A 25509-nucleotide genomic window follows, 5' to 3' on the forward strand; every position below is an offset into this window, starting at 1 on the left:
TTTTTGGCTTCGACTACGCTCAGCCACCTTATATAAATTTTATAAATAATCGGACACTGAGCAGAGCCGAAGTGTATGATTGCTTCGGCTCCGCTCAGTCACCCAAATTAAAGACTTGCAAATGCCTGTTCTAAATCGGCTTTTAAATCTTCAATATCTTCTAAACCAACGGACAAACGAATTAAATCTTGACCTACACCAGCACCTTCTTGCTGCTCTGCAGTTAATTGTTGGTGTGTGGTACTTGCCGGGTGAATGATCAATGATTTGGTATCACCAATATTTGCCAACAATGAGAATATTTTGGTCGCATCGGTCAATTTCTTAGCAGCTTCAAATCCGCCTTTCACACCAAAAGTAACCAATCCGCTTTGTCCTTTTGGCAAATATTCTTTTGCCAATTCGTTGTACTTATTGCTCTTCAATCCTGGGTAATTTACCCATTCCACTTCTGACCTACCTTCTAACCATTTAGCCAATTCTAATGCATTTGCACTATGCTGCTTAATACGCACAGGTAATGTTTCTAAACCTTGAATGATTTGGAAAGCGTTAAACGGACTCAATGCTCCACCGAAATCACGTAAGCCTTCTAATATTAATTTAAAGGTAAATGCTGCCGCACCTAATGCTTCGCTATATACCAAACCATGATACCCAGCAGATGGTTCAGTAAACTCTGGGAATTTTCCGTTGGTCCAATCAAAAGTACCGGCATCAATAATGGCACCGCCTAAGGAAGTTCCTTGTCCGCCAATATATTTTGTCAATGAATGTATTACTAGGTTAGCTCCGTGTTCAATAGGATTCAATAATGACGGAGTAGCCACAGTATTATCTACTATAAATGGCACACCTGCCGCTTTAGATTCTTTTGAAATCCCTTTCAGGTCTAACACATCTAACTTAGGATTCCCTAAAGATTCTACAAAAAATGCTCTTGTGTTTTCCTGTACCGCTTTTCCAAAATTCTCAGGATCAGATGCATCTACGAAGGTTGTTGTAATTCCGAATCTTGGTAAGGTTACGTTCAATAAATTAAATGTACCACCATATAAACTGCTTGATGCCACAATGTGGTCACCAGCTTTTAATAATGTCAACAACCCTGTTGAGATTGCTGCTGTACCCGATGCAAAAACCACCGCTCCAATTCCGCCTTCTACCGCAGCTAACCTGTCTTGTAGAATTTGATTGGTAGGGTTATTTAATCTTGTATAAATAAAACCTAATTCCGCTAACGAAAATAAGTTTGCTGCGTGATCCGTGTCATTAAAGACATACGATGATGTTTGATAAATAGGCACTGCTCTTGTACTACCGTTGGTAGTTGTGTCGTGACCTGCGTGTAATGCGTTTGTTGCTAATTTGTGATTACTCATGATTTTGTTGTTTTTAAAAATTAATCCTTCGGCTACGCTCAGGATGCAAAAAATTAAAAGCCAAACCTTGACCAGCATTATATGCGGGTAGGTAAAATCAAAAAGTTATAAGAAAGTAATATCGAAGAAAATTCGATTACTGTTATCCATCCCCTAAGGGTAGAATGTAGCACCTTCTTTGCATGGAACAAAGGGTTGCTAAGGTTTCAAAGGGTCTAATCCCTCCACCTTTCTTGATAACTATTCAATACGTGTTTGAACTTTGAGCTACAAATATTGGGCAGAAGTTTTTAATAACCTAAGATTTTAAGAAAAAAATATAATTTGAGGTCTTGTTGTTATTTTTCTGAGGGATTAAGTTTTTATTGGCAACAGAAAAAGCAAACCTGCTATGGTTAAGATTAGTTTCTTCATTTTAGTTGTTGTTTTGTGAGATATATTGGTATTAAAAGTCGGGAAATTTCATCAGATCTATTTCTAAAGAATCATTAAATCAATTGCCTTAATCTGTAAAATCTTCTACAAAGCTTAAGTTCATATCTTTTGGTCTAAATTTGAATTTCCAGTGATTTCAGCCAAGTCTAAGCCGCCCTCAACTTTGCATCCTACTAATATAAAATAATTCAACTTTCCGCCAACAAAAGATTCAAACTCGAACCTTTGTTTTTGATTCTCAACAGCTCCGACAATATCACCTGGATTCACTAATTGTCCATTTTCAAAAAACCATTCTTTAATCCTCCATTCACTACTTATGTCCAGTTCTTTCGGAAATATAATTTTTTCCGATTCCCCAACTTCAAGAAAACGACCTTTAAGTTCTACATCTGTTTTTAAATTCGAAACGTCAAGTCCAAATTTCCCCATTTGCTTAATTAGCCATTTCTTCATTGTTTTCAATTATAAATAATATCAAAGTACTCCTACTCCAACACAGAAAACTCAATACTAGAATCTGTAAAAACCGTATGTGTTTGCGTTTTAAAATCGGACTCATCTGCTTTAAAGATATTATCTACATAGGTCTGCGGATTTAAATCTATTAAAGGAAACCAAGTGCTTTGTACTTGAACTTGTAGCTTATGCCCTTTTTTAATGGTGTGGAAAACGTCTTGTAACTTTATGGTGACATCGGTCTTCTCATTGGCCACAAATGGCTCTGGCTCTGCAAAACTGTTTCTAAATCGCCCCCTCAATACCTCGCTACGAACCATTAAATGATAATTGCTCATTTTTAAGTGGTCTTGCATTCCTTCATACGCTGGCTCATCGGCTGGGTGTACATCAATGATTTTTACGATCCAATCTGCAGCAGTTCCCGTAGTGGCTACTTTTAGCTTCGCTAGAATATCACCTGCCAAGGTCATATCATTTTCCATCACTTCGGTTTCAAACACCAACACATCGCCACGGCGTGCTGCAAAACGCTGATCGTCCGTCATGTATTTTCTTGGTGTAAATACCGTTTTAATATCTTCTGAATACGGAACCGGCTTTTTAATATCACTTATAAACTTCACTTCTTCAACTGCTTTTGGCTCAAAGGTCAGTTCTTCGTCTGCGGATAAATACATGTCTTTTTTAACAACTCCTGCTGGTGGCCAGGTATCATACGTTTTCCAATCTTTTTTACCAGTATCAAAAACATAGGCTTCGGGTAATCCGCTATTTTTATCCCCATCTCCTTTTAAGAAGTGGTCAAAGAACTTGGCTTCTATATTCTCTTGAAAAAACTCTGAAATTCCATCACCAAAGTAATAATTACCTACAATATTCTGCCCTTTTCTTCGTGCCCATCCGCCGTGATCCCATGGTCCAAAAACTAAAGTATTGTAATTATCGGCATTGTATTTTTCAATATTCTTGTAGGTTTCTAATGGTCCGTATAAATCTTCAGCATCAAACTCCCCTGCAACAACCATAGTCGCTACTGTTGGTTTTACATCTTTTAAATGCTGAATCAAGCCCTTACTCTGCCACATTTCATCATAGTTAGGGTGCTCTTTAAGTTCGTTCCAGAAATAATCGTCTGTAACACCTTCTTTTGCCATACGTGGCGTATCGGCAGTTTCGTATTCAAAGAAGCGATCTAAGTTTTTTAACGGACCCTCATCTAAGAAGAACTGGTACTGATCTTCAGTAGGTAAATCAGGTAGTGTATACCACGCAGTATCTATAGGTTTATCACCATCTGGTCTTGGAGTGCCAAATAATGATGTTGCCCTAAAGTAGCTCAACAAATAGGCTCCGTTATGATGAAAATCATCAAAAAAGAAATCGGCTATACTTGCCTGAGGAGATGCTGCTTTTAATGCTGGGTGTGCATCTACAACGGCATACGTGGAATAATAACCAGGATAGGAAATACCCCATATACCCACATTACCATTATTATTTTCTACATTGTTTACCAACCAGTCTATGGTATCATAAGTATCTGAACTTTCGTCAATATCTTTCTCCGTTTTTTTATCTGGATTAAAAGCGCGCATGTTTTCATAATGACCTTCACTTAACCAACGCCCACGTACATCTTGGTAGACTACTATGTAGCCATCTTGCATCATATGAATGTTGGGTGCTATTTTGGTTTTAAAATTACCTTCTCCATAGGGTTTTGAACTATATGGAGTTCGCTGCATGATAATCGGGTATTCTTTTGAGGTGTCTTTTGGGGAATATATTGTAGTGTGAAGCTTAATACCGTCACGCATGGTAATATCTACTTCTTTTTTGGTGTAGTTATCTTGCACATATGTTTCAGAAACCTCAGCTTCTGCTACTTTAGGAGCTGTTTTTCTACAGGAAACAATCGCTGTAGCCAATAAAATAAAGGCAAAAAGGTGTTTGATGGTAATCTTTGGCATGTCTTAAGAATTTGAAGTCTTAAAGCTAAGAAAGTTTACTCGATTTTTGAAGATTTATAGATAGGTAGACGCAGGAAAATGTTGCGTTATTTGATTACATGAGCAAAAGTAAGCCGAATTGCATCATAGTCTAGTTACCATGCAAAACCAAATTAGATGGAAGCTTAATAAAATTTAAAAATAAACGCTGTAATAAATAATGGGAAATTGCTCATAAATGCTATCTAAAAACAGCATTTATGAAGCAATTGCGAACAAGATTATATCATGAACAACTTTCTTACAAGCATAAGTATGCCAGTAAAAAAATCACCTTTATATTCTTGAACAGTAGTTTCTTGGAGTAATTGTTTTTTCATTTGGTTAGTGTTTAGTGGCATGGAATTTAATCAGAAAAAGGAATCAATGCAACTGTTTCTTCAGATTTTTTATTTTCAAAATCCGAGGTGATTTTTACCGAACGATATTCAGTTTTTGTAGCATCTAAAACAACATACTCCGAAATTAGGTCGGTTTCTTTTGAGCAAGATTGTAATATTATGCAAGCCAAAAAAGCTAGAGAGATTCTGTGGGGTAATGACATGGCATTCGTAGGTTAAGTTATTACTTTAATAGGTTTTCAAAGATTCAATACCTTAAACAGATTTAAAATTAAGCTGACTTTTGGGGCTTCAACTTGAACTTGTTTCTGTCCGTTTTTTGTTTGTACAACTAGTATATAATTCATCTTTTGTAGGTGGCGAGATTTGGGATTCTCTATTTATTACATTTCAAATATATGTAATCCTTTTCTTACAAAATAGATTTTGTGGTCAAACCATCTTAACTTGTTGTGAAGGGGTGTTAATTGTCTTGTGAGGTAAAATCAGTGCATAAAAAAAGCTCCTTTAAAGGAGCTTCTTATTTATTTATGGAACAGTGCTATAACTAAAGACCAAAGGCTGACTTTATATCTGCTACTTTATCTAATTTTTCCCAAGTGAACAATTCCACTTCTTTTTCTATACGCCCGTTATATGGCGATTCAAAAACCTTAGTTACCATAGTTGGTTGCTTACCCATATGACCATAGGCTGCAGTTTCCAAGTAAATTGGGTTTCTTAGCTTCAATCTATCTTCAATAGCAAAAGGTCTCATATCAAACAACTCCGCTACTTTCTTGGCAATATCACCATCACTTAAGCCTAACTTAGAAGTACCATAGGTATCGACAAAAATAGAGGTAGGTTCTACTACACCAATGGCATAACTTACTTGCACCTGAATTTCTGTTGCTACACCTGCAGCTACCAAATTCTTCGCTGCATGACGCGCTGCATAAGCGGCACTACGGTCTACCTTACTTGGATCCTTACCACTGAAAGCACCACCACCGTGAGCTCCTTTACCACCATAAGTATCAACAATAATCTTACGACCTGTTAAACCGGTATCGCCATGAGGACCACCAATCACAAACTTACCTGTTGGATTAATATGATACTTGATTTGATCATCAAATAACTTCTGAGTTTCTGCCGGTAATTGTGCTTTTACTTTTGGGATTAAAATTGAAATAATATCAGACTTTATTTTCGCTAACATTTTCTCGTCATTCGTATCAAAAGCATCGTGTTGTGTAGATACTACAATTGTATCTATACGAATTGGCTCGTTGGCATCTGAATATTCTATAGTAACCTGTGCCTTGGCATCTGGTCTTAAATATGCAATTTCTTTTCCTTCACGACGTAATTCTGCTAATGTGTGCAGAATTTTGTGCGATATATCCAAAGCTAACGGCATGTAGTTCTCGGTCTCACTAGTTGCGTAACCGAACATCATACCTTGATCACCTGCACCTTGCTCTTCTTTTGAACCACGGTCTACACCTTGGCTAATATCTTGAGACTGCTCGTGTATCAACGATATTACTCCACAAGAATCTCCACTAAATTGATATTCTCCTTTTGTATATCCTATTTTATTGATCACCTCACGGGCAATGTTCTGCACATCTAAATAGGTACCGCTTTTTACCTCACCTGCCAAAACAACTTGACCGGTAGTTACCAAAGTTTCACAGGCAACCTTACTTTCTGGATCAAAGGCAAGAAAATTATCTAATAACGCGTCACTGATTTGATCCGCAACTTTGTCCGGATGTCCTTCACTAACAGATTCTGATGTAAATAAATATGGCATAACAATCTTTTAATTCTACAAAGGATTTGAATGAATGCCGAAAAGAAGTGTGATGCGATACGATATCAACATCAACTGCTTTAGCATTTTTTTCGCTTTATACCCTAAGGTTAAAACAGAGGTTGCAATCAGTCAAATCCCTCCTCTTTTTTTTATTCAGATGCAAAAATAGAAAAAATGTTCTGTTCAATTCTTAATATGATGTTATTTATTGACTCATTTAAAAGAATTCATAAATATCACTCTTTAAGTGTCTTCTTTAAAGATCATACTTTACCGACAACAGTACATATCTAGGTTGTACAAAATAAGCTTGTGTACTAAAATATAATTCGTTGGTACTATCTCTATTCAACGTAGTCGTATTCAATAAATTAGTTCCTTTTATACCGTATTCCCATCGACTATCTTTCTTCTGGTATGTTAAGTCAGATTCTAAAAAACTGTAGGTATTAGAGATTGTGTTGGCATCGTCTGTATAATTATAATAATCATAATCTACAGTAAATATGAAGTTCTTTAAAAAACTGGCATCAAAACGAGCATAAGGTCTGCTGGTAAAAAATGTGGTTTCTAAATCTCCATTCTCGTAATTATTTATAGTATACCTATAGCCTAATTCTAAATTAGGAGCGTCTTTGAAATTAGTGGAAAGTGCTGCATTATAATTCTGCGTTAATGAGTTTGAGGTACGTTGCGTATCATCAACCAAGTTATTGGTGGTAGACCAACCCAAATTACCTTGAACAGATGCCTTTATTTTACCAAAGGTACGTTCATATTTTCCGCTTGCGATTAAAGACTCATCATCAAAATTAGAGTTGATAGTACTACTTACCCTATTAATCCCTATAATATTCACTCCACTTTTTAAGGCATCTATTCTTTTAGTATACGCCACGTTAGCAAAAATATTAGTGAAATTAAACATATTAAAGCTGAAAAAATTCAGCGATACATTATGATTCAACGCACTTTCTAAATCTCGATTACCACTGTAGAGCGAGTTATAATTATTTAGCACATACCCTTGTGCAAAATTACTGACATCTGTAAATGATCTAGTTACTCGATAATTGAAACGTAGATTTTCAGATTTCTTCAGTTGTGCATTAATATATACATCTGGAAGTAAAGATGTTAAGTTATCTTCTACTATAGTACCTAATTGTTCATTCTTTACATTGAACTGATGCAAGGTTACACCAGGATTAAAAGTAAATATGCCCGAAATAACTTTATAATGTAGACCTGCATAAATATCAGAAACATGAAAGGCTACTTCATTACCAAATTCATCTCCGCTCATATTTAACACATCTTCATTGTCTAATATCTGAAAAATGTTAGAATTGAAATTCTGATTACTTTGGGTAGTACCTAATGTTAGATTGATGTTACTCTTTGTCCCCAAAACCCTATAATAATCTACCTTGGCATCGACCTTATTAGTCACGACCGATTTAGCCTGATTGATATTATACAAATCCTGAGCTTCATCAACCGGGAAAATATCAACAAAAGCAAATTCGTTTCGTATTGCTTCATAAAAAGGATCTTCATCGGCATATAAATATTGTGCCTCTACCGCAAATATATTTTTCTCGTTTATAGTGTAGTAGATATTTAAATTCTGATTTACAGATAAGGGTTTTTGCTTTTTTACTTCGTCAATTTCATCGGTAATAGAGGAAATGGAAAGTACATTAACTTCCTCTGTGTCATCTAACTGTTTTAGCAATGCATCATAATCTAACTGAAAATCTTCATTAGGTTTGTATTTCGCACTCAATTTTGCCAAACCTAAATGTATGGTCTGGTCTGTATTCGTAGTTGTACTTTCAATATCGTTACTAGCAATATAAGACGTAGTTCCTTCAGATTTCATGAGCGTACCGGTGTAAGAATAAATTCCAAATCCGCTTAAATCCAAACCATCCATTGGCGCATAACTAAAATTAGCTGCTGCAAATTTGGTATCAATATCATTAGCCCTATTGTTCTGTGCAGAAGAAAGTCCTAAAGCATCTGCACCGGTAGAAATGGAGCTTCCTCCTCTTGAATTCAAATTTCTGAATCCGCCTGTAAAGTTTCTGTAATCGTTACGCGTAAATGGCACTTCACCAATATTGTTTAAATCGGTAATGATATTAATACTGTATTTAGGACTGTAGTAAAATAACTTCGGATGAGCCAAATACCTATCATCAGGACCGTAACCTGCCGTTATTTCTCCGAACCAAAAATTCTTTTTTCCCTCTTTCAACTTTATATTTAAAGCCACATTATCGTCATCATTGGTCAATCCTTTCATTTGAGAAACCTCATTGAAATTACGCAATACCTCAACCTTACTTAAGGCATTCGCCGGAATGTTCTCTACCGCCAATTTGGTATCGCCATCAAAAAAATCCTTGCCTTCTACCATTACCTTGCTCACGGTCTTGCCTTCTACCTCTATTTGACCATCATCGTTTATTTCAATTCCCGGAAGGTTTTCCAAAACATCTTTCAACTTCTTTTCAGTGCCGGAAACAAAGGCATCTGTATCATACACAATGGTATCACCCTTAACCGAAACCGGCATCTCATAAGTAACATCTACCTCATCTAATTGTGCCGCCTGCTCTTGCATCATAATATCTTTGACAGCATCTTGCTCACCAGCAGTAAATGTGAACGATTCTGGTTTAAAGCCTAAGTAAGTCACTTTTACCGTATACTGTTCTCCCGTTTTCAATTTCAATTTAAAGAGTCCCGCATGGTTGGTAATTCCGTAAGATTCCAATCCTTGTGTCGCTGTATTTATAGCAATTACATTTGCCATATCTACACCAACTCCCAAGCTATCTTTTACGGTACCTGACAACGATATTTCTTGAGATGAACCAATTGTTGCCACTAGTAGCAATAGTATAAAAAGTACTTTATTTTTCATGTAAAAGCTATAAAAAAGAATGAATTATGAAGTACTTATTTAGTTTGGTCTACCGCCACCACGACCGCCACGATTTCTGAAATTCTCTCGCATTTCTTTCATCTTTTCTTGAGAGATTTCATCATACTCTGCTTGTGATACCTTTTTACCTTTACTTGGTGCTTTTATTTCCATTTTCTCAGAAGGATTCATTGTGATTTCTGAGCATACAATTGTAGTAATATCATCGTTTACCGCTAATATTAAACCCGGCAGACCCCAATAAAGTCCAGGACCTTGATTTATTGGAATTTCCGGTGTATACCACGCTACAATTTCTACTTCCTTAATCGTAAATTCCTCCTCTTTCTTCTCTTCATCTTTATTTTCTTCTCCCCTACCCGGTCTTCTGAAAATAGCACTCATATTTGGTCGTTTAATGGTCTTAGTTGCTGTTGCCTTAAAGGCAGTGTAATTTCCAATTTTCTTAGATTCGCTACCCATTTTCCACTCTAAGGCTTCCAGCTCATCATCAATCAAGAATATTTTACCTAGCAGCTCATTTTTTATCAAATAACGTTGCTCTTTAATATCCTTATACAAATCGCCATCAGTACCGGCCATAGCTCCAAAACGCGGACCACGACCACCACCTCTTTCACCTGGTTGCTCTAATTTTTCTTCCTCCTTATAAATAGATGCTGTTTTATCAAAACTGAGCACAAAGGTTTTTTCATTTGCCTTTTTTATGCGCTCCATCATAGCTTTTTTTCTATCCTCAGGTATATTTCTATTACCAAAATCAAAATTCACCTGAGTTTTACTCTGGTACACGGCCTTACCCTGAAAATCTTGTGCTTGCACGGTAGTGACCATAAAAATTATTGTAAATGCTATAAACCAATTGAATCTTATCATGTTCTGGAATTAAATATAGAAGTATGACATTATTTTTTGCTTTTGGTTTAATCGATTTATGTTAATAAATGAATTCAGGTAATTATTTTTATACCATACATCAAATATGTTTTTACTTCCTGTAGTTATCTTGTATCTTGTACCATCTAATATTCTTATAGAACAAGAACACAACCATTAATCAATTTAATTCTATGCACATAGCAGTTGCCGGAAATATAGGTGCCGGGAAAACTACCCTAACCAGATTACTTGCAAAACATTATAAATGGGAACCTCATTTTGAAGATGTAGTCGAGAACCCATATTTAGATGATTTTTACAACCAAATGGAACGCTGGAGTTTTAACCTTCAGATTTACTTTTTAAATAGTAGATATAGACAAATTCTACAAATCAAAGAAAGCGGTAAGGAAATTATACAGGATAGAACTATTTACGAGGATGCACATATTTTTGCACCTAACTTACACGCCATGGGTCTTATGACCAATAGAGATTTTCAAAACTACTCTAGTTTGTTTGAACTAATGGAGACCTTGGTTGACCCACCAGATCTTCTTATCTATTTACGTAGCTCCATACCTAACTTGGTAAAGCAAATACATAAGAGAGGAAGAGAATATGAAAACACGATTTCAATTGATTACTTAAGCCGATTGAACGAGCGCTACGAAGCTTGGATACATGGGTATAACAAAGGCAATCTATTGATTATCGATGTTGACGATTTAGATTTTGTTGACAGCCCTGAAGATTTAGGCAGCATACTTAATAAAATTGACGCTCAAATTAACGGTCTATTTTAAGTTCACTTTCGCAAAGCCCGAAACCATTGGAAAATTTTGAAAAAAAAGTCACAAGCTTTCTTCAAGATGAAATTCCGTTTTTCTTTATTATAGATTTTGAAAAAGAGGTAAAACAGGTTTATACTTTTGAAGAAGCGGCAAACGAAAATATCTATTTCAATATCAAAGGTCATGGTAATGATGAAAACCTTATCAAAACCTCACCTGAAAGCTCCAATTTCGACTTAAATCCTACATTGGTTTCTAAAGAAATTTATGAGAGGGCATTTACGACCGTTAAGCACGAACTAAATACTGGCAATAGCTTTTTGCTAAATCTCACCTTTCCTACGGCACTTGACACCACTGTAGATTTAAATGATATTTATCAAAAAGCACATGCTCCGTACAAGCTTTTATACAAAGATAAATTTGTTGTTTTTTCTCCGGAATGCTACCTAAAAGTAAAAGATGGAAACATTTTTTCTTATCCTATGAAAGGCACTATTAATAGTGACGTGCCCAATGCAGCAGAACTTTTACTTTCCAATAAAAAGGAATTATACGAACATAATACCATTGTAGATCTTATACGAAACGACCTTTCCATGATAGCTAAAAAGGTTAGGGTCAAGAAATTTAGATTTGTAGATACCATTAAAAAAGGGGATCAAGAACTACTGCAAACCAGTACTGAAATACAAGGGGAATTACCTGACAACTGGAAAAATGAATTTGCCTCGCTATTACTAAAAACATTACCCGCAGGATCTATAAGCGGAGCACCTAAAAAGAAAACCTTGGAGATTATTTCTAAGGCAGAAATTGCACCAAGGGGATTCTATACCGGAATCTTTGGCGTATTTGACGGACAACAGTTAGATAGTGCAGTTAGCATTAGATTTATTGAAAAAATAGACGGTAACCTAGTTTATAAAAGTGGTGGTGGAATTACCCACCTTAGCGAGATGGAAGATGAATATCAAGAACTTTTAGAAAAAATATATGTACCCATTATTTGAATCTGTTTGTATTGAAAATAGTCAAATTAAAAATGCCGACTATCACGAAGCTAGATTTAGAAGGTCTTATATGCAATTATATAAAACCCACCCTACCTATTCTTTGTTCGATGGTATACATTTGACCAATTTAGACCCTATTTTAAAATACAAATTGCGCATAGGCTACAAACAACATGGTACGCGATTCTCCTTTTCTGAATATGAAAATAGTATACCTTCTTCGCTCAAACTAGTAAGCGATGACACCATATCTTACAACGTAAAAAGGAACAACCGTAAAAAACTGAACAACCTCTATAAGCAAAAAGGAGACTTTGATGATGTTTTAATTATTAAAAACGGACTTGTTACAGACACTTCTTATGCCAACATTCTACTTAAGGATAGTAAACAAATTGTAACTCCATCAACTCCACTACTTGAAGGCACCTGTAGAGCTAGATTATTGGATGAAAATAAGATTACGGAAAAAAGGATTCTAGAAGCTGATATACAAAATTTTAAAAGCTTTCAATTGATCAATGCCCTAAATGATTTTGATGAAACCAGATGGGTACCTATTACAAATATTAGTAAGGGATAAAATCATATAAAACCGTTTTTCTTTGCGTGATCAATAGCTTCAGCTGTTTTATTGACCATTAGAAAAGGTATATCTTTAAAGTCTGCAAATAGATTTTCAATACGTGCCATTCGTTTGCTGTGGTTGACACTACGTAAATAAATAGCTTTTATTCTACCCGGAAAAAGCATGGATATCTCTTGATAAATATCACCATCTTTTTCACCACTATCACCAATTAATATAAAAGGTAATTCTGGATAGGATTTTAATAAATTACTGATTTCTTTTTGCTTCTGCGGCTTTTCATCACTCTTCTTCCTCATTTTAAAACTAGCCATGCTACGCAGTAAAACCGGACCTTTAGGGAAATTATTAGTCTTCAAGAAAAGTTCAAGATATCTATACAAATTCCAAGGACTATGACTCACATAAAAAATAGGATTTGCTTCGTTTCCTGTTTTTCCCTGATGTAGTTTTGTATAAAAATCCGATGCTCCTTCTAATTGAGCCCGCTTAGTAGCTCTTTTAAACATTGTGTTTATAATAACCTTCCATTTTAAAGAAGACACTACTCCCGTATGTAAAATGGTATCATCAATATCACTGATAACCCCAAATTTGGCTTGTTTACATGGTATTAGCATTTCACCGGGAAAACGATTTTGCAGAAGTATCTCCCTTTTTAAATTTGTATTGCCAAATGATAACTCAAATTTTACCCATCCCTCATCATTTGCCAAATCTTGAAGCCCCTCTATATTCTCATCAATTAGATAATAACCATCACCATCAGTAGTACCTTCTACCGTTTCACCGTTAGAAAATGTAATTTTTAAGGGAGCATTTTTAATTTCATCGGTTTCAAAACGCTTCCATGTATTTTTAATTAAATTGAAAAAACCTTTTTGATCTAAATCGATATTTTCATCTTCAATTGCCCTACCCCTTACATACAAACGATTAGCACTACCGTAGGACTGAAAATTAATGATTTGAAGTTTATCTTTTTTAAAAATACCCATGACGTTAAAATTACGGTCTTTCAACAACCTTTAAAATTTTTATTTCAAAAATTATCGAATTAAACGTTCACAATCATCCATTCTCCGCCTGCGTTTTTAGCGAAAGTCGGTTTCACTCATCCAAAAGCAGCGTTAACTCATTACTCATTTTAAAACCTATAGTATAACTATAGTTTTAGACAAGCAAAAACAAATAATAACCCACTTGTATACGCAAGTCTAAAATTTAAACATTATGAGACCAAAAAAGAATCCACAAAAAGACCTGAATAAAAAGAGCGGAATGTTCTTTGTTGTTGGACTACTATTAGTATTAGCTATGGTATATACTGCGTTGGAATGGAAATCATTTGACCCTATCTATGATATTGATGTAGCCTTGAACGATGTTGATGACTCAATTGACGATGAAGAAGTTCCAATTTTCGAAATAGAAGTAACTCCGCCTCCAAAACCACCAGTTTTACCAACTGAGATAGAAATTATCGCTGATGATGATCCAACTGACGAAACTGAAGTTATTGCCATTGAAATAACACCAGACACCGAAGTTGTAGATCCAACAGATTTTGAGGTCATAGAAGAGCCCGAAGAGGTAAAAGTAAATTGGATTACCATTGAAGAAGTTCCTGTATTCCCAGGGTGTGAAAATGAAAAAGATAAAAGAGCTTGTTTTAATGACATGATGCAAAAGCATATTATTAAAAACTTTCGCTACCCAGAATTAGCACAAGAAATGAACATTGAAGGTAGAGTGAATACAACATTTATGATTAACAATGATGGTACTATTGGCACTATTCAAAAAAGAGGTCCGCACGATGTACTAGAAAAAGAAGCTGTAAGAATCTTATCGAAACTGCCAAAAATGACCCCTGGTAAACAAAGAGGTTCTGCTGTCAAAGTTTCCTTCGCAATTCCTATTACATTCAGATTACAATAACTCTGAAAACAAAAAAACCATCAGCTTTGCTGATGGTTTTTTATATTCTAAATGTGAAATTACTGTTTATTGATTTCCACTTTTTCTATAGTAATTTCTGTAGCGGTTCCTTTCTTGGCAATTGTTACATTTTCAAATGCTTGCAATTGTTCCTCTACCTCTGCTTTGGTACCATTATAAACTACTTCTTCAGTAATAGATTCACCATTTACCGTTGTAGAATAAGTAACAATAGCTTCCGCCAAATCTGCACTTTCTACATTCATTTCTATAGTAACCTCTTTTGTATCATTCATCGACGCAACACCTTCTTCTGCATGACCACCTAATATTGGTGCAATTACCAAACCTATTAAACAAGTCAATTTAATTAAGATGTTCATTGAAGGTCCAGATGTATCTTTAAAAGGATCACCAACAGTATCACCAGTTACAGCTGCCTTATGAGCCTCTGAGCCTTTAAAGGTCATTTCGCCATTAATCTCAACACCTGCTTCAAATGATTTTTTGGCATTATCCCAAGCACCACCAGCATTGTTCTGAAAGATTGCCCACAATACACCAGATACCGTTACACCTGCCATATAACCACCTAACATTTCTGCGATGGCCAATTTGTTCATTCCAAATAACATTGGAACAAAAGCAATGACCAAAGGAAAACCAATAGTCAACAATCCTGGCAACATCATTTCTTTTAATGAAGCTTGTGTAGATATCGCTACACATTTATCATATTCAGGTTTACCCGTACCTTCCATTATACCGGGTATATCCTTAAACTGACGCCTAACCTCCTGTACCATTTCCATAGCTGCTTTACCAACCGCATTCATTGCCAAGGCAGAGAATACTACTGGCACCATACCACCAACAAATAACATTGCCAATACCGGAGCCTTGAAAATGTTTATTCCATCAATTCCTGTAAAAGTTACGTACGCAGCAAATAAAGCCAAAGAAGTCAATGCCGCAGAAGCAATAGCAAAACCTTTTCCTGTAGCGGCAGTGGTATTACCAACTGAATCTAAAATATCCGTTCTTTCTCTTACAATAGGTTCTTGCTCACTCATTTCAGCAATACCACCTGCATTATCGGATATTGGACCGAAGGCATCAATTGCCAATTGCATAGCCGTAGTTGCCATCATTGCAGAGGCAGCCAACGCTACACCGTAAAAACCTGCAAAAGCATAAGATGCCCAAATAGCACCTGCAAATAGCAAAACCGATGGAAATGTAGAAATCATACCCGTTGCCAAACCTGCAATAATATTAGTACCGGCACCCGTACTTGATTGTTGTACAATTTTTAAGATAGGAGACTTCCCTAACCCTGTATAATATTCGGTTACCGAAGAAATAACGGCACCTACTACCAAACCTACCAATGTGGCATAAAAAACACGCATTGCTGAAATCTCCACTAATCCTTCACCAAAGAATTCCATTTTCATAGTTTCCGGTAGCATCCACGTTACTAAACCAAAACAAGAAACTGCAACCAAAATAATCGATGTCCAGTTTCCTATATTCAAAGCTCCCATTACCTGGGCTTCTTTTGCATCGTTACTTTTGATTTTCACCAACATGGTACCAATGATCGATATAATGATACCTACCCCAGCAATTGCCATTGGTAATAAAATAGGACCTATACCACCAAAGGCATCGGTTATACTACCGCCCATATCTTTTATGACATAGTTACCTAGAACCATAGCCGCTAGAACAGTTGCCACATACGAACCGAACAAATCTGCACCCATACCAGCAACATCACCTACATTATCACCTACATTATCCGCAATAGTAGCAGGGTTACGAGGATCATCTTCAGGAATTCCCGCTTCTACCTTACCTACTAAATCAGCACCAACATCTGCAGCTTTTGTATAAATACCACCACCCACACGTGCAAAAAGTGCAATTGACTCCGCTCCTAAAGAGAAACCTGCAAGTGTTTCAAGAACGACAGTCATATCCATAGTCGATGTCCAAACACCGCCCATGAAAAATTGAAAAAATATGATAAAAAATACGGTCAGCCCCAATACCGCCAATCCAGCAACACCTAGTCCCATTACGGTACCACCGCCAAATGATATTTTTAAGGCATTTGGCAAACTTGTGCGTGCCGCTTGTGTTGTTCTTACATTCGTTTTTGTTGCTATTTTCATACCTATATTACCCGCATATGCAGAAAATATAGCTCCAAAAATAAATGCGACCACAATTAGCATATGTGTTGTGGGCACTACAAAAGAAACGATAGCAAGCAGAACGCTAACTATTACAACGAATACAGCCAAAAGCTTATATTCCGCACTTAAAAAGGCTAAGGCACCCTCGTAAATGTAATCCGATATTTCTTTCATTTTTCCATCTCCGGCGTGTTGTTTCATCACCCAAGATCTTTTAATGCCCATGTAAATTAGGCCTAGTACTGCCATAAGAATTGGCATGTAAATCATCATTGACTCCATTTAATCTATTGTTAGTTGTTAGATCAACTAATGTAGTAAATTAGAATAGAATAAAAAAAGCCACTTTTTCTTAGAAAAAGTGGCTTAAATAAGGTAAAATATTATTTATATCATAAAAGTGCGCTTCGCTTTGTGCTCACTATTATCATATCTCTCAACACATTCATGGTAAATCTCTACCGCTTTCGCAGCATCGCTCCATCCACCTGTATCTACTTTTTTCTCTTCTAAATCTTTATATACTTGAAAGAAATGTTCTATTTCCTTTAATCTATGCGGATTTAAATCGCTAATGTCATTATTATTACTCCAAATTGGATCAGAAACCGGCACACAGATAATTTTCTCATCTGGTCCTTTTTCATCTGTCATGTGGAAAACTCCTATTGGTTTTACCTCCATTACCGTCATTGGGTAAGTAGGCTCCGTTCCCATTACCAAAACATCTAATGGATCTTTATCCAATGCTAAAGTTTCAGGTATGAATCCGTAATCACCTGGATACATCATTGAAGAAAATAACATACGATCAAAACGAATTTTATGTAAATCGAAGTCGTATTCGTATTTGTTTCTACTTCCTTTCGGAATTTCTATTAAAACATCAAAGGTCAATCCTTTTGCTGCTGCCATATTAAAAGTTGTTTAAATTCTAGTTTGTTATGAAACGTTACTTATTAGTTATAATTGTAAAAATTAATCGAATTAAAAGACAAATCCAAAAGTTCCTGTAACTCCGAACTTTCTTGCGTCGGGATTTTCTAAATAATTTCCTCTAAAATTGAAATCTAATCTGAATACTTTAAAGATGTTTCCTATCCCAAAAGAATACTCATAGTATATTTTTTCCGATGGTGCACGTAGTGGTGTATTTACCGTTGCAGGTGCGCTCAAAGCTATATTTTCATCAGACAAATCTCCCCATACACCGCGCAAGGCAACAATTTCCCTTAAGTTATATTTTCTTAAAAAAGGAATTCTCGAGAAAAAACGACCATTGAAATTATGTTGCAAATGTACTGCTGCATAAGTATCAGTCACAAATTCATAGAAATCTAAATTTGGAAATGTACCATAGTTAGAGAAAAAGGTTTGGTTACCCGGCACTACACTTAAAAGTCCTAAAGGTACTTCGCCAAACGTTTTACCTAATTCTACTGTACTCAACAATCTACCAAAACCACCTAGTTGCCATGGTTGGCTATATGAAAACTGGAGTTTACTGTAATCGAAATCACTATTCAATACTCCCTTTGTCCCTTTGGTATAATTTAGCAATATAGTACTATACGTATCATTGACATCTCTACGCTCTACACCAAACCCAATTGTTTTCTTGCCAGGAGTATAGAGCACCAGGGCATTAAAATCGAATTGTCTTATCTCTGAAGAAACACCTGTTGGAGATTCTGGATTTACATAATCCAAACTAAAATCATTAGGCAACGCAGAACTCAAAGTTCTAAACGTACCACCTACAGATAATTTTAAATTGGTCAATGGTTCTATTTCAAAATTAAGGGCACTTAAATTAATATTTGTAAGTCTATTGTTTGCCCCTACGGTCAATAAAGACGAAGATGCTATACTTCTACCCAAAACATCATTTGTTGCTGTTAAGCTGACGCCCAGCTGCTCTATATCTCTACGATTACCACCAGAGACTATTAACCTGCTATTCTGATCCAGAAGCATTTTACCGGCCAAACCGTGTTTGAATTTATGATCTTTGAAACCGTATGCCGTGTACCCTTCCACACGCCAAAGGTCATTTTGACCATAATAAGTTCTTGCTCCAAGTCGTATTCTAGCTCCTTCAGCCGTATTATATCCAAAGAAGTCATAGACAGAACCTAAATCTAAATTCCATTTATCGACCTCTACATAACCTGAACCAAGTATACTGACAAAATTGTAATATGTTTTAAATTTAGGAACCGTTTTAAGTGTATCTAGCAATTTATAAATACCCTGTTCGTCTTTATTTAAACTCTCTAGCCTATTCTTTTCCCAAAATGAATCTTCTCTTATAATCTGAGTTACATCTAAAGGATTACGATCTTTTCTATACACCTCTTTAGGCTTCACTTTGTCGAACTCATAGTTATCATATACAGAGGTTCGCTTACCATAGAGCCCGCGTGATTCTTCTTTTTTATTGAAACTGAAATCACTCAACATATAATCTCGTTTCAGGAGAAACACAGAATCGTTCATTACCTCGAAATCTTGTTCAATATAGATTTCCTTTACCCAGTTAATATTAGCACTTTTGGTAACCTGTAAATTGATATTTTTTACCGCCCAAGTAGAATCATTCACCCAAAAATCGCCTTTAAAGGTCAGTTCATTTTTACGGCGAGGATAGTAGACAATATTATAACACCACTTATTATCTACAAATGCACTATCCCTAAGGGCATAGTTATACACATCAACCCCTGTTTTTGATAACGGACTAGTAAAACTTTTATCGAAGAATTTTAAGTAATTATTATAGACATCATACTCTTGATACAAATCTTGTACAAACGCAATTATAGCTTGGTTATTCTCAAATCCGGAATTCTTATTTCCTAAAACTTCTTCTTTCTCTTCTTTAAGCTTATTATCGCCATATACTTTTGAAAAAGTCTCGTTCAAGAAAATCGGCAAATAGGTTTTACCCGTTATACGGGAAGTATCCAAGTCTTGAAATACAAATTCCAATCCTTTAAAAATCTTACTTTTTATAAGTGAACTATCAATAGTATTTAAATCGAATTCAACCTTTTCATACTTATCAAAAGCATATTGATTAAACTGCCTAACCCCGTTTTGACGCTTCTTTTCCCAAATTTTTCGGAGAATATCTACTGCAGGATTATTCTTTTTAGATTGTTTACCCGCTATTAAAACCACCTCATTTAACTGCTCAGCAGCCTCTACCATGGTTATTTTTAGATCATAGGCAACCTTAGCATCTAACTGAAGTTCATAATCCGTGTAGCCAATAAATGATATAACAACAGTAGTATATTCATTTTCAGACTCTAGATAAAACCTACCATCATCATTAGTAATGGTACCTTCAGTAGAATTTTTAAAGAATACATTCGCAAAGGAAACAGGATCGCCTTGCTCGTCAATGACAATACCCCCAATTTTGGTCTGACCTTGAGCTATGAAGAAACATAGACTTAAAAATGTGAAAAATATTCCTCTCATTAAAAAACGTCGTTCAATAAAAATTCTAGTCGCAAATAACATACCAATAAAAAAAGCTTCTCCAGACTTGGTCGGAGAAGCTAAGGTACTTTACAAAAGTATACTTTTATTTGTATAAAACTTTTTTAACAGCGTTTACCACATCTTTATGGTTTGGTAACCACTCCTCTAATAATACAGGAGAATATGGTGCTGGCGTATCTGCCGTGTTTATCTTAACAACAGGAGCATCTAAATAATCAAATGCATGTGCTTGTATATGATATGTAATTTCAGTTGCTACGTTACCAAATGGCCAAGCTTCCTCTAATACTACCAATCGGTTCGTTTTCTTAACAGATTTCAAAATAGCTTCGTAATCCAATGGCTTTACCGTACGTAAATCAATAATCTCACAGCTAATTCCTTCTTTCTCTAATTCATCTGCAGCTTTGTCCGCTTCCTTGATAATCTTACCAAAAGAAACGATAGTTACATCTTTACCTTCTCTACGAATGTCTGCAACACCTAATGGAATAGTGTAGTCACCCTCTGGCACTTCACCTTTATCACCATACATTTGCTCAGACTCCATAAATATTACTGGATCATTATCACGTATAGCCGCTTTTAATAATCCTTTTGCGTCTGCCGGATTAGAAGGTACAACTACTTTTAATCCCGGGCAGTTAGCGTACCAACTCTCAAAAGCTTGTGAGTGCGTTGCAGCCAATTGACCTGCTGATGCCGTAGGTCCTCTAAATACGATAGGACAAGGAAATTGCCCACCGGACATTTGTCTGATCTTAGCAGCATTATTTATAATTTGATCTATACCTACCAAAGCAAAGTTGAAAGTCATGAACTCTATAATAGGTCTATTCCCCGTCATGGTAGAACCAACACCTATTCCTGCAAAACCAAGTTCCGATATTGGAGTATCGATTACCCTCTTAGGACCAAACTCGTCCAACATCCCTTTGGAAGCCTTATATGCGCCATTGTATTCCGCTACCTCTTCACCCATTAAATAGATAGATTCATCCTTCCTCATTTCTTCGGACATGGCCTCGGCTATTGCTTGCCTAAATTGTAGTGTTTTCATGTATGGTAAATATTATTCTTTGTTATATGCTAGAAAGCAAGCAAAAATAGGAAATATAATGTCAAAAAATAGAATGACTTATTTAAAAAAAGTTATAAAATTTACTATGCATGCATAGTAAATTCGGATTTTATTAGCTATCTTCGTCACCATTGATATAAAGTTTTTTAAACATGAAGATATTAGTTTGCATAAGTAATGTACCAGACACTACGTCTAAAATAAATTTCACGGATGGCGATACAAAATTTGACACCAATGGTGTACAGTTTGTAATTAACCCGAATGATGAATTCGGATTAACAAGAGCTATGTGGTTTAAAGAAAAACAAGGCGCTACAGTGCATATTGCTACTGTTGGCGGACCAACTGTTGAACCCACAATGCGTAAGGCACTTGCTATTGGCGCAGATGAAGCTTTTAGAATAAATACAGAACCTACAGACGGATTTTCTGTTGCCCAACAACTTGCAGAAGTTGTTAAGAACGGCGGTTATGATTTAGTTATTGGTGGTAGAGAATCTATTGATTACAATGGCGGAATGGTACCTGGAATTTTAGCTTCTTTGACAAATATGAATTTCATCAATTCTTGTATTAGTCTTGAAATTGACGGTAATAATGTTACTGCAGTTAGAGAAATAGATGGAGGAAAAGAAAAATTGAGCAGCTCTCTACCTTTAGTAGTAGGTGGTCAAAAAGGTCTTGTTGAAGAAAGCGATCTTCGTATTCCTAATATGCGTGGTATTATGATGGCTAGAAAAAAGGCATTAACGGTTGTTGAACCTGTAGATGCTATTAAAGCTACCGAAGACAAAAAATTCGACAAACCGGCTCCAAAAGGACAAGTTAAACTTGCCGACAGTGTAGATCAATTGGTTGATCTTCTACATAATGAAGCCAAAGTCATTTAATAACCTATACAATAGGTAATAATTAAAAACAAAAAAGATGTCAGTTTTAGTATATACAGAATCAGAACAAGGAAAATTTAAAAAGAATGCTTTCGAGGTTGCCTCTTACGCTTCTGCAGTTGCCCAAATGATGGGTACAACTGTTACAGCTATTGCTTTCAATAGCACTGAGAACGAATCTCTGGGTGAATACGGAGTTTCAAAAGCAATAAATGTAAAGGATGATGCCCTAGCAACTTTCAATGCTGGATCATATGCCTCTTCTATTGCTGAAGCCGTAAAGAGAACAGATGCCAAAGTGGTTATTTTAAGCTCTAGCACAGATACAAAGTATTTAGCACCATTGTTATCGGCAAAATTATCTGCAGGTTACGCACCTAATGTAGTTCAAGCTCCAGATAGCATATCGCCATTTACAGTTAAAAGAACAGCTTTCAGTAACAAAGGTTTTGCACACACGCAAATAGATACCGATATTAAAATAGTAGGTGTATCTAACAATGCTTTTGGTGCTCATGAAAACAAAACGGATATTTCTGTTGAAGAAATAAGCGCAGCTTCAGATGCAGCTACAAATGACACCAAATCTGTTGAAATCGATAAAGTTGTTGGTAAGGCTACTATTGCCGATGCCGATATAGTCGTTTCTGCAGGTAGAGGAATGAAAGGTCCAGAAAACTGGGGAATGATTGAAGAACTAGCTGATGTTTTAGGTGCTGCAACGGCATGTTCCAAACCTGTATCCGACCTTGGATGGAGACCGCACGGTGAGCACGTAGGACAAACAGGAAAGCCCGTAGCAAGTAATCTTTACATCGCTATCGGTATTTCTGGAGCAATTCAACATTTAGCAGGCGTAAGTGCTTCTAAAACCAAAGTTGTGATCAATAATGATCCTGAAGCTCCTTTCTTTAAAGCAGCTGATTACGGTATTGTTGGAGACGCCTTTGAAGTTGTTCCTCAATTGATTGAAAAATTAAAGGATTTTAAAGCGCAAAACGGCTAAATTTTTGTTATTTTGTGCCCCTTAAAGGGCTGTTCGGATAGTTGGAGCCCCAAGTATTCGAACAGCCTTTTTTAGTTAAAATCCTATGAGTCTAGTACGATTAAAAATAAAAGGTATCTCTTACAGCCAAACTCAGAATGGGGCATATGCTCTTATTTTGAACGAGGTTGAAGGCGACAGAAAATTACCTATAGTCATTGGCGCTTTTGAAGCTCAGTCTATTGCAATTGCTTTAGAAAAAGAGATCAAACCCCCAAGACCACTTACACATGACCTTTTTAAAAACTTCTCTGACCGGTTTGATATCGTTATTAAACAGGTGATTATTCATAAATTGGTAGACGGTGTATTTTACTCCAGTATTATCTGCGAAAGAGATGGAATCGAAGAAATCATAGATGCAAGAACTAGTGATGCCATTGCTTTGGCATTACGTTTCAATGCTCCCATTTTTACTTATAAAACGATATTGGACAAAGCCGGTATTTTCTTGAAATTCTCTTCTAAAGAGAAAGACCAAAAAGATAACGACGATAGTATTATGGTCGATGAAATCTTGCAAGAAGGGGAAACTATAGAAATAGAATCCGGTGCATCAGACGGGTATACGGAACTTACTATAGATGAATTAGAAGCAGAATTAAAAAAGGCAGTCACCAACGAAGACTACGAAAAGGCGGCAAAACTGAGAGATGAAATCTCTAAACGTAACTAAATATTAAATTACTGTTTATGAAAAAGGGCAAATGGCTGCTATTTTTTGCACTAATTCTTACCTCAATTACTTTTGCTCAAGACGTAGACGTAAATATTCCTGTAGAAAGTACAACTGACACCACTTTGGTTGAAGATGTAGCTACTGCTGGTGTAATGGGCATGGAAACCAGTGAAGGATTTTCTATTCATAGCCTTGGAAGAGGCATTCTTGGCATGGTAGTCTTACTACTTTTAGCATTTCTATTTAGCTCTAACAGAAGAGCCATCAATTGGAAAACAGTTGGTATAGGTCTAGCTTTACAATTAGTAATTGCCATCGGTGTTCTTAAAATCCCTTTTGTACAATTGGTTTTTGAGCAAATAGGAAAAATCTTTGTTAGTATTTTAGAGTTTACCCGTGCAGGTAGTAAATTCCTTTTTGAAGGTTTAGTAGTCGATACCGGCACTTTTGGATATATTTTTGCATTTCAAGTATTACCTACAATCATATTTTTCTCAGCCCTAACTTCATTATTATTTTATTTAGGACTCATACAGAAAGTAGTAAAATGGCTTGCTTGGGCACTTTCTAAAACATTAGGTATTTCAGGACCGGAAAGCCTTTCCGTTGCTGGAAACATCTTTCTTGGACAAACGGAAGCTCCTCTTCTTATAAAAGCATACTTAGAAAAAATGACCAAATCAGAAATTCTATTGGTTATGATAGGTGGTATGGCAACCGTTGCCGGTGCAGTACTAGCTGCCTATATAGGTTTCTTAGGTGGTGAAGATGAATTGCTACAACTCATTTTTGCCAAACATTTATTAGCAGCATCTGTAATGGCTGCCCCAGGAGCAATAGTTATTTCTAAAATATTATATCCACAGACCGAAGAAGTAAATAGTGATGTACACGTTTCTTCTGAAAAAATTGGATCTAATGTATTGGACGCTATTGCAAACGGAACCACAGAAGGATTAAAACTAGCAGTAAACGTTGGTGCAATGTTATTGGTTTTCGTTGCCATTATAGCAATGGTAAATGGTATTTTAGAGTGGACGGGAGACCTAACTCACTTGAACAGCTGGATAGCGGACAACACTTCTTATTCCAAATTTTCCCTTGAAGCAATCTTAGGAACCGTATTTGCTCCCTTAATGTGGTTAATTGGTGTTGCCAACGAAGATATTATGCTCATGGGACAATTACTAGGTATTAAATTGGTAGCAAGTGAATTTGTAGGCTATATACAATTGGCAGAACTTAAAGACCTTAGCACCTTACCACATCTAAAGTTTAATAAGTCGGTTATTATGGCTACCTATATGCTATGTGGCTTTGCAAATTTCGCTTCTATTGGTATTCAAATTGGCGGTATTGGATCTCTTGCTCCAGGGCAAAGAAAAACGTTATCCGAATTTGGAATGAAAGCTGTTCTTGGTGGCTCTCTAGCATCATTACTTTCTGCAACTATTGCAGGTATGATCTTAGGGTAAAAAACCTC

At 36.0% G+C, this 25509-nt stretch carries 20 protein-coding genes and 1 riboswitch; of the genes, 8 read left to right on the forward strand and 12 right to left on the reverse strand.

Translation table 11 applies throughout. The features are described 5' to 3' along the window. Positions 1-107: 107 nt before the first annotated feature. The 7 genes from UH1x_RS04585 to UH1x_RS04615 form a co-directional block, all read right to left on the reverse strand. Positions 108-1382, reverse strand: coding sequence for an O-acetylhomoserine aminocarboxypropyltransferase/cysteine synthase family protein (locus UH1x_RS04585; RefSeq protein ID WP_482625404.1), 1275 nt, complete (start codon positions 1380-1382; stop codon positions 108-110). Between the two features lie 139 nt (positions 1383-1521). Then, positions 1522-1625: riboswitch (SAM riboswitch) on the reverse strand. Positions 1626-1916: 291 nt separating this feature from the next. Further along, positions 1917-2273 (reverse strand): biotin/lipoyl attachment domain-containing protein, encoded by a 357-nt coding sequence (locus UH1x_RS04590; protein ID WP_482625406.1) that lies wholly within the window; start codon positions 2271-2273, stop codon positions 1917-1919. Positions 2274-2305: 32 nt separating this feature from the next. After that, positions 2306-4249 (reverse strand): CocE/NonD family hydrolase, encoded by a 1944-nt coding sequence (locus UH1x_RS04595; protein WP_482625408.1) that lies wholly within the window; start codon positions 4247-4249, stop codon positions 2306-2308. Between the two features lie 385 nt (positions 4250-4634). Continuing rightward, a complete protein-coding gene (locus UH1x_RS04600) occupies positions 4635-4832 on the reverse strand; it encodes a hypothetical protein (RefSeq protein WP_482625427.1) in 198 nt (65 codons plus the stop codon). 344 nt (positions 4833-5176) lie between these two features. Then, positions 5177-6433, reverse strand: coding sequence for a methionine adenosyltransferase (metK, locus tag UH1x_RS04605; protein WP_482625431.1), 1257 nt, complete (start codon positions 6431-6433; stop codon positions 5177-5179). 259 nt (positions 6434-6692) lie between these two features. After that, entirely contained in the window at positions 6693-9371 is a 2679-nt protein-coding gene (locus tag UH1x_RS04610) for a carboxypeptidase regulatory-like domain-containing protein (protein WP_482625433.1), read from the reverse strand. Between the two features lie 39 nt (positions 9372-9410). Then, positions 9411-10268, reverse strand: coding sequence for a GLPGLI family protein (locus tag UH1x_RS04615; protein WP_482625434.1), 858 nt, complete (start codon positions 10266-10268; stop codon positions 9411-9413). Between the two features lie 194 nt (positions 10269-10462). Between UH1x_RS04615 and UH1x_RS04620 the strand changes: the two genes are divergently transcribed. From UH1x_RS04620 to UH1x_RS04630, 3 genes are read left to right on the forward strand one after another with little or no spacing between them, the layout of a single operon-like run. Then, positions 10463-11077 (forward strand): deoxynucleoside kinase, encoded by a 615-nt coding sequence (locus tag UH1x_RS04620; RefSeq protein WP_036156319.1) that lies wholly within the window; start codon positions 10463-10465, stop codon positions 11075-11077. 26 nt (positions 11078-11103) lie between these two features. Next, a complete protein-coding gene (locus UH1x_RS04625) occupies positions 11104-12078 on the forward strand; it encodes an aminodeoxychorismate synthase component I (RefSeq protein WP_482625435.1) in 975 nt (324 codons plus the stop codon). Then, complete coding sequence (locus UH1x_RS04630) at positions 12062-12664, forward strand: aminotransferase class IV (RefSeq protein WP_482625437.1); 603 nt, start codon at positions 12062-12064, stop codon at positions 12662-12664. The genes UH1x_RS04625 and UH1x_RS04630 overlap by 17 nt, the downstream gene beginning before the upstream one ends. Before the next feature lie 2 nt (positions 12665-12666). Here UH1x_RS04630 and UH1x_RS04635 read toward each other — a convergent pair whose 3' ends face one another. Further along, positions 12667-13668: an App1 family protein gene (locus UH1x_RS04635; RefSeq protein WP_482625439.1), complete on the reverse strand. Its 1002-nt coding sequence runs from the start codon at positions 13666-13668 to the stop codon at positions 12667-12669. Positions 13669-13903: 235 nt separating this feature from the next. Between UH1x_RS04635 and UH1x_RS04640 the strand changes: the two genes are divergently transcribed. After that, entirely contained in the window at positions 13904-14611 is a 708-nt protein-coding gene (locus UH1x_RS04640; protein ID WP_482625440.1) for an energy transducer TonB, read from the forward strand. Positions 14612-14670: 59 nt separating this feature from the next. Here the strand turns inward: UH1x_RS04640 and UH1x_RS04645 are convergent, their stop codons facing one another. From UH1x_RS04645 to UH1x_RS04660, 4 genes are all read right to left on the reverse strand, one after another. Further along, positions 14671-17097 (reverse strand): sodium-translocating pyrophosphatase, encoded by a 2427-nt coding sequence (locus tag UH1x_RS04645; RefSeq protein ID WP_482625442.1) that lies wholly within the window; start codon positions 17095-17097, stop codon positions 14671-14673. A gap of 105 nt (positions 17098-17202) precedes the next feature. Beyond that, positions 17203-17730, reverse strand: a complete 528-nt coding sequence (locus UH1x_RS04650; protein ID WP_036156327.1) for an inorganic diphosphatase — start codon at positions 17728-17730, stop codon at positions 17203-17205. Between the two features lie 72 nt (positions 17731-17802). Further along, a complete protein-coding gene (locus tag UH1x_RS04655; protein WP_482625444.1) occupies positions 17803-20304 on the reverse strand; it encodes a DUF5686 family protein in 2502 nt (833 codons plus the stop codon). A gap of 106 nt (positions 20305-20410) precedes the next feature. Beyond that, positions 20411-21388: a pyruvate dehydrogenase complex E1 component subunit beta gene (locus UH1x_RS04660; protein ID WP_036156332.1), complete on the reverse strand. Its 978-nt coding sequence runs from the start codon at positions 21386-21388 to the stop codon at positions 20411-20413. Positions 21389-21561: 173 nt separating this feature from the next. Between UH1x_RS04660 and UH1x_RS04665 the strand changes: the two genes are divergently transcribed. From UH1x_RS04665 to UH1x_RS04680, 4 genes are all read left to right on the forward strand, one after another. Beyond that, entirely contained in the window at positions 21562-22302 is a 741-nt protein-coding gene (locus UH1x_RS04665) for an electron transfer flavoprotein subunit beta/FixA family protein (protein ID WP_482625446.1), read from the forward strand. Between the two features lie 37 nt (positions 22303-22339). Beyond that, a complete protein-coding gene (locus UH1x_RS04670; RefSeq protein WP_482625447.1) occupies positions 22340-23308 on the forward strand; it encodes an electron transfer flavoprotein subunit alpha/FixB family protein in 969 nt (322 codons plus the stop codon). 85 nt (positions 23309-23393) lie between these two features. Beyond that, positions 23394-24023, forward strand: a complete 630-nt coding sequence (locus tag UH1x_RS04675) for a bifunctional nuclease family protein (RefSeq protein ID WP_073247103.1) — start codon at positions 23394-23396, stop codon at positions 24021-24023. A gap of 17 nt (positions 24024-24040) precedes the next feature. Beyond that, positions 24041-25501, forward strand: coding sequence for a NupC/NupG family nucleoside CNT transporter (locus UH1x_RS04680; RefSeq protein WP_482625449.1), 1461 nt, complete (start codon positions 24041-24043; stop codon positions 25499-25501). Positions 25502-25509 lie beyond the last annotated feature (8 nt).

Source organism: Maribacter sp. UH1, assembly GCF_056839145.1.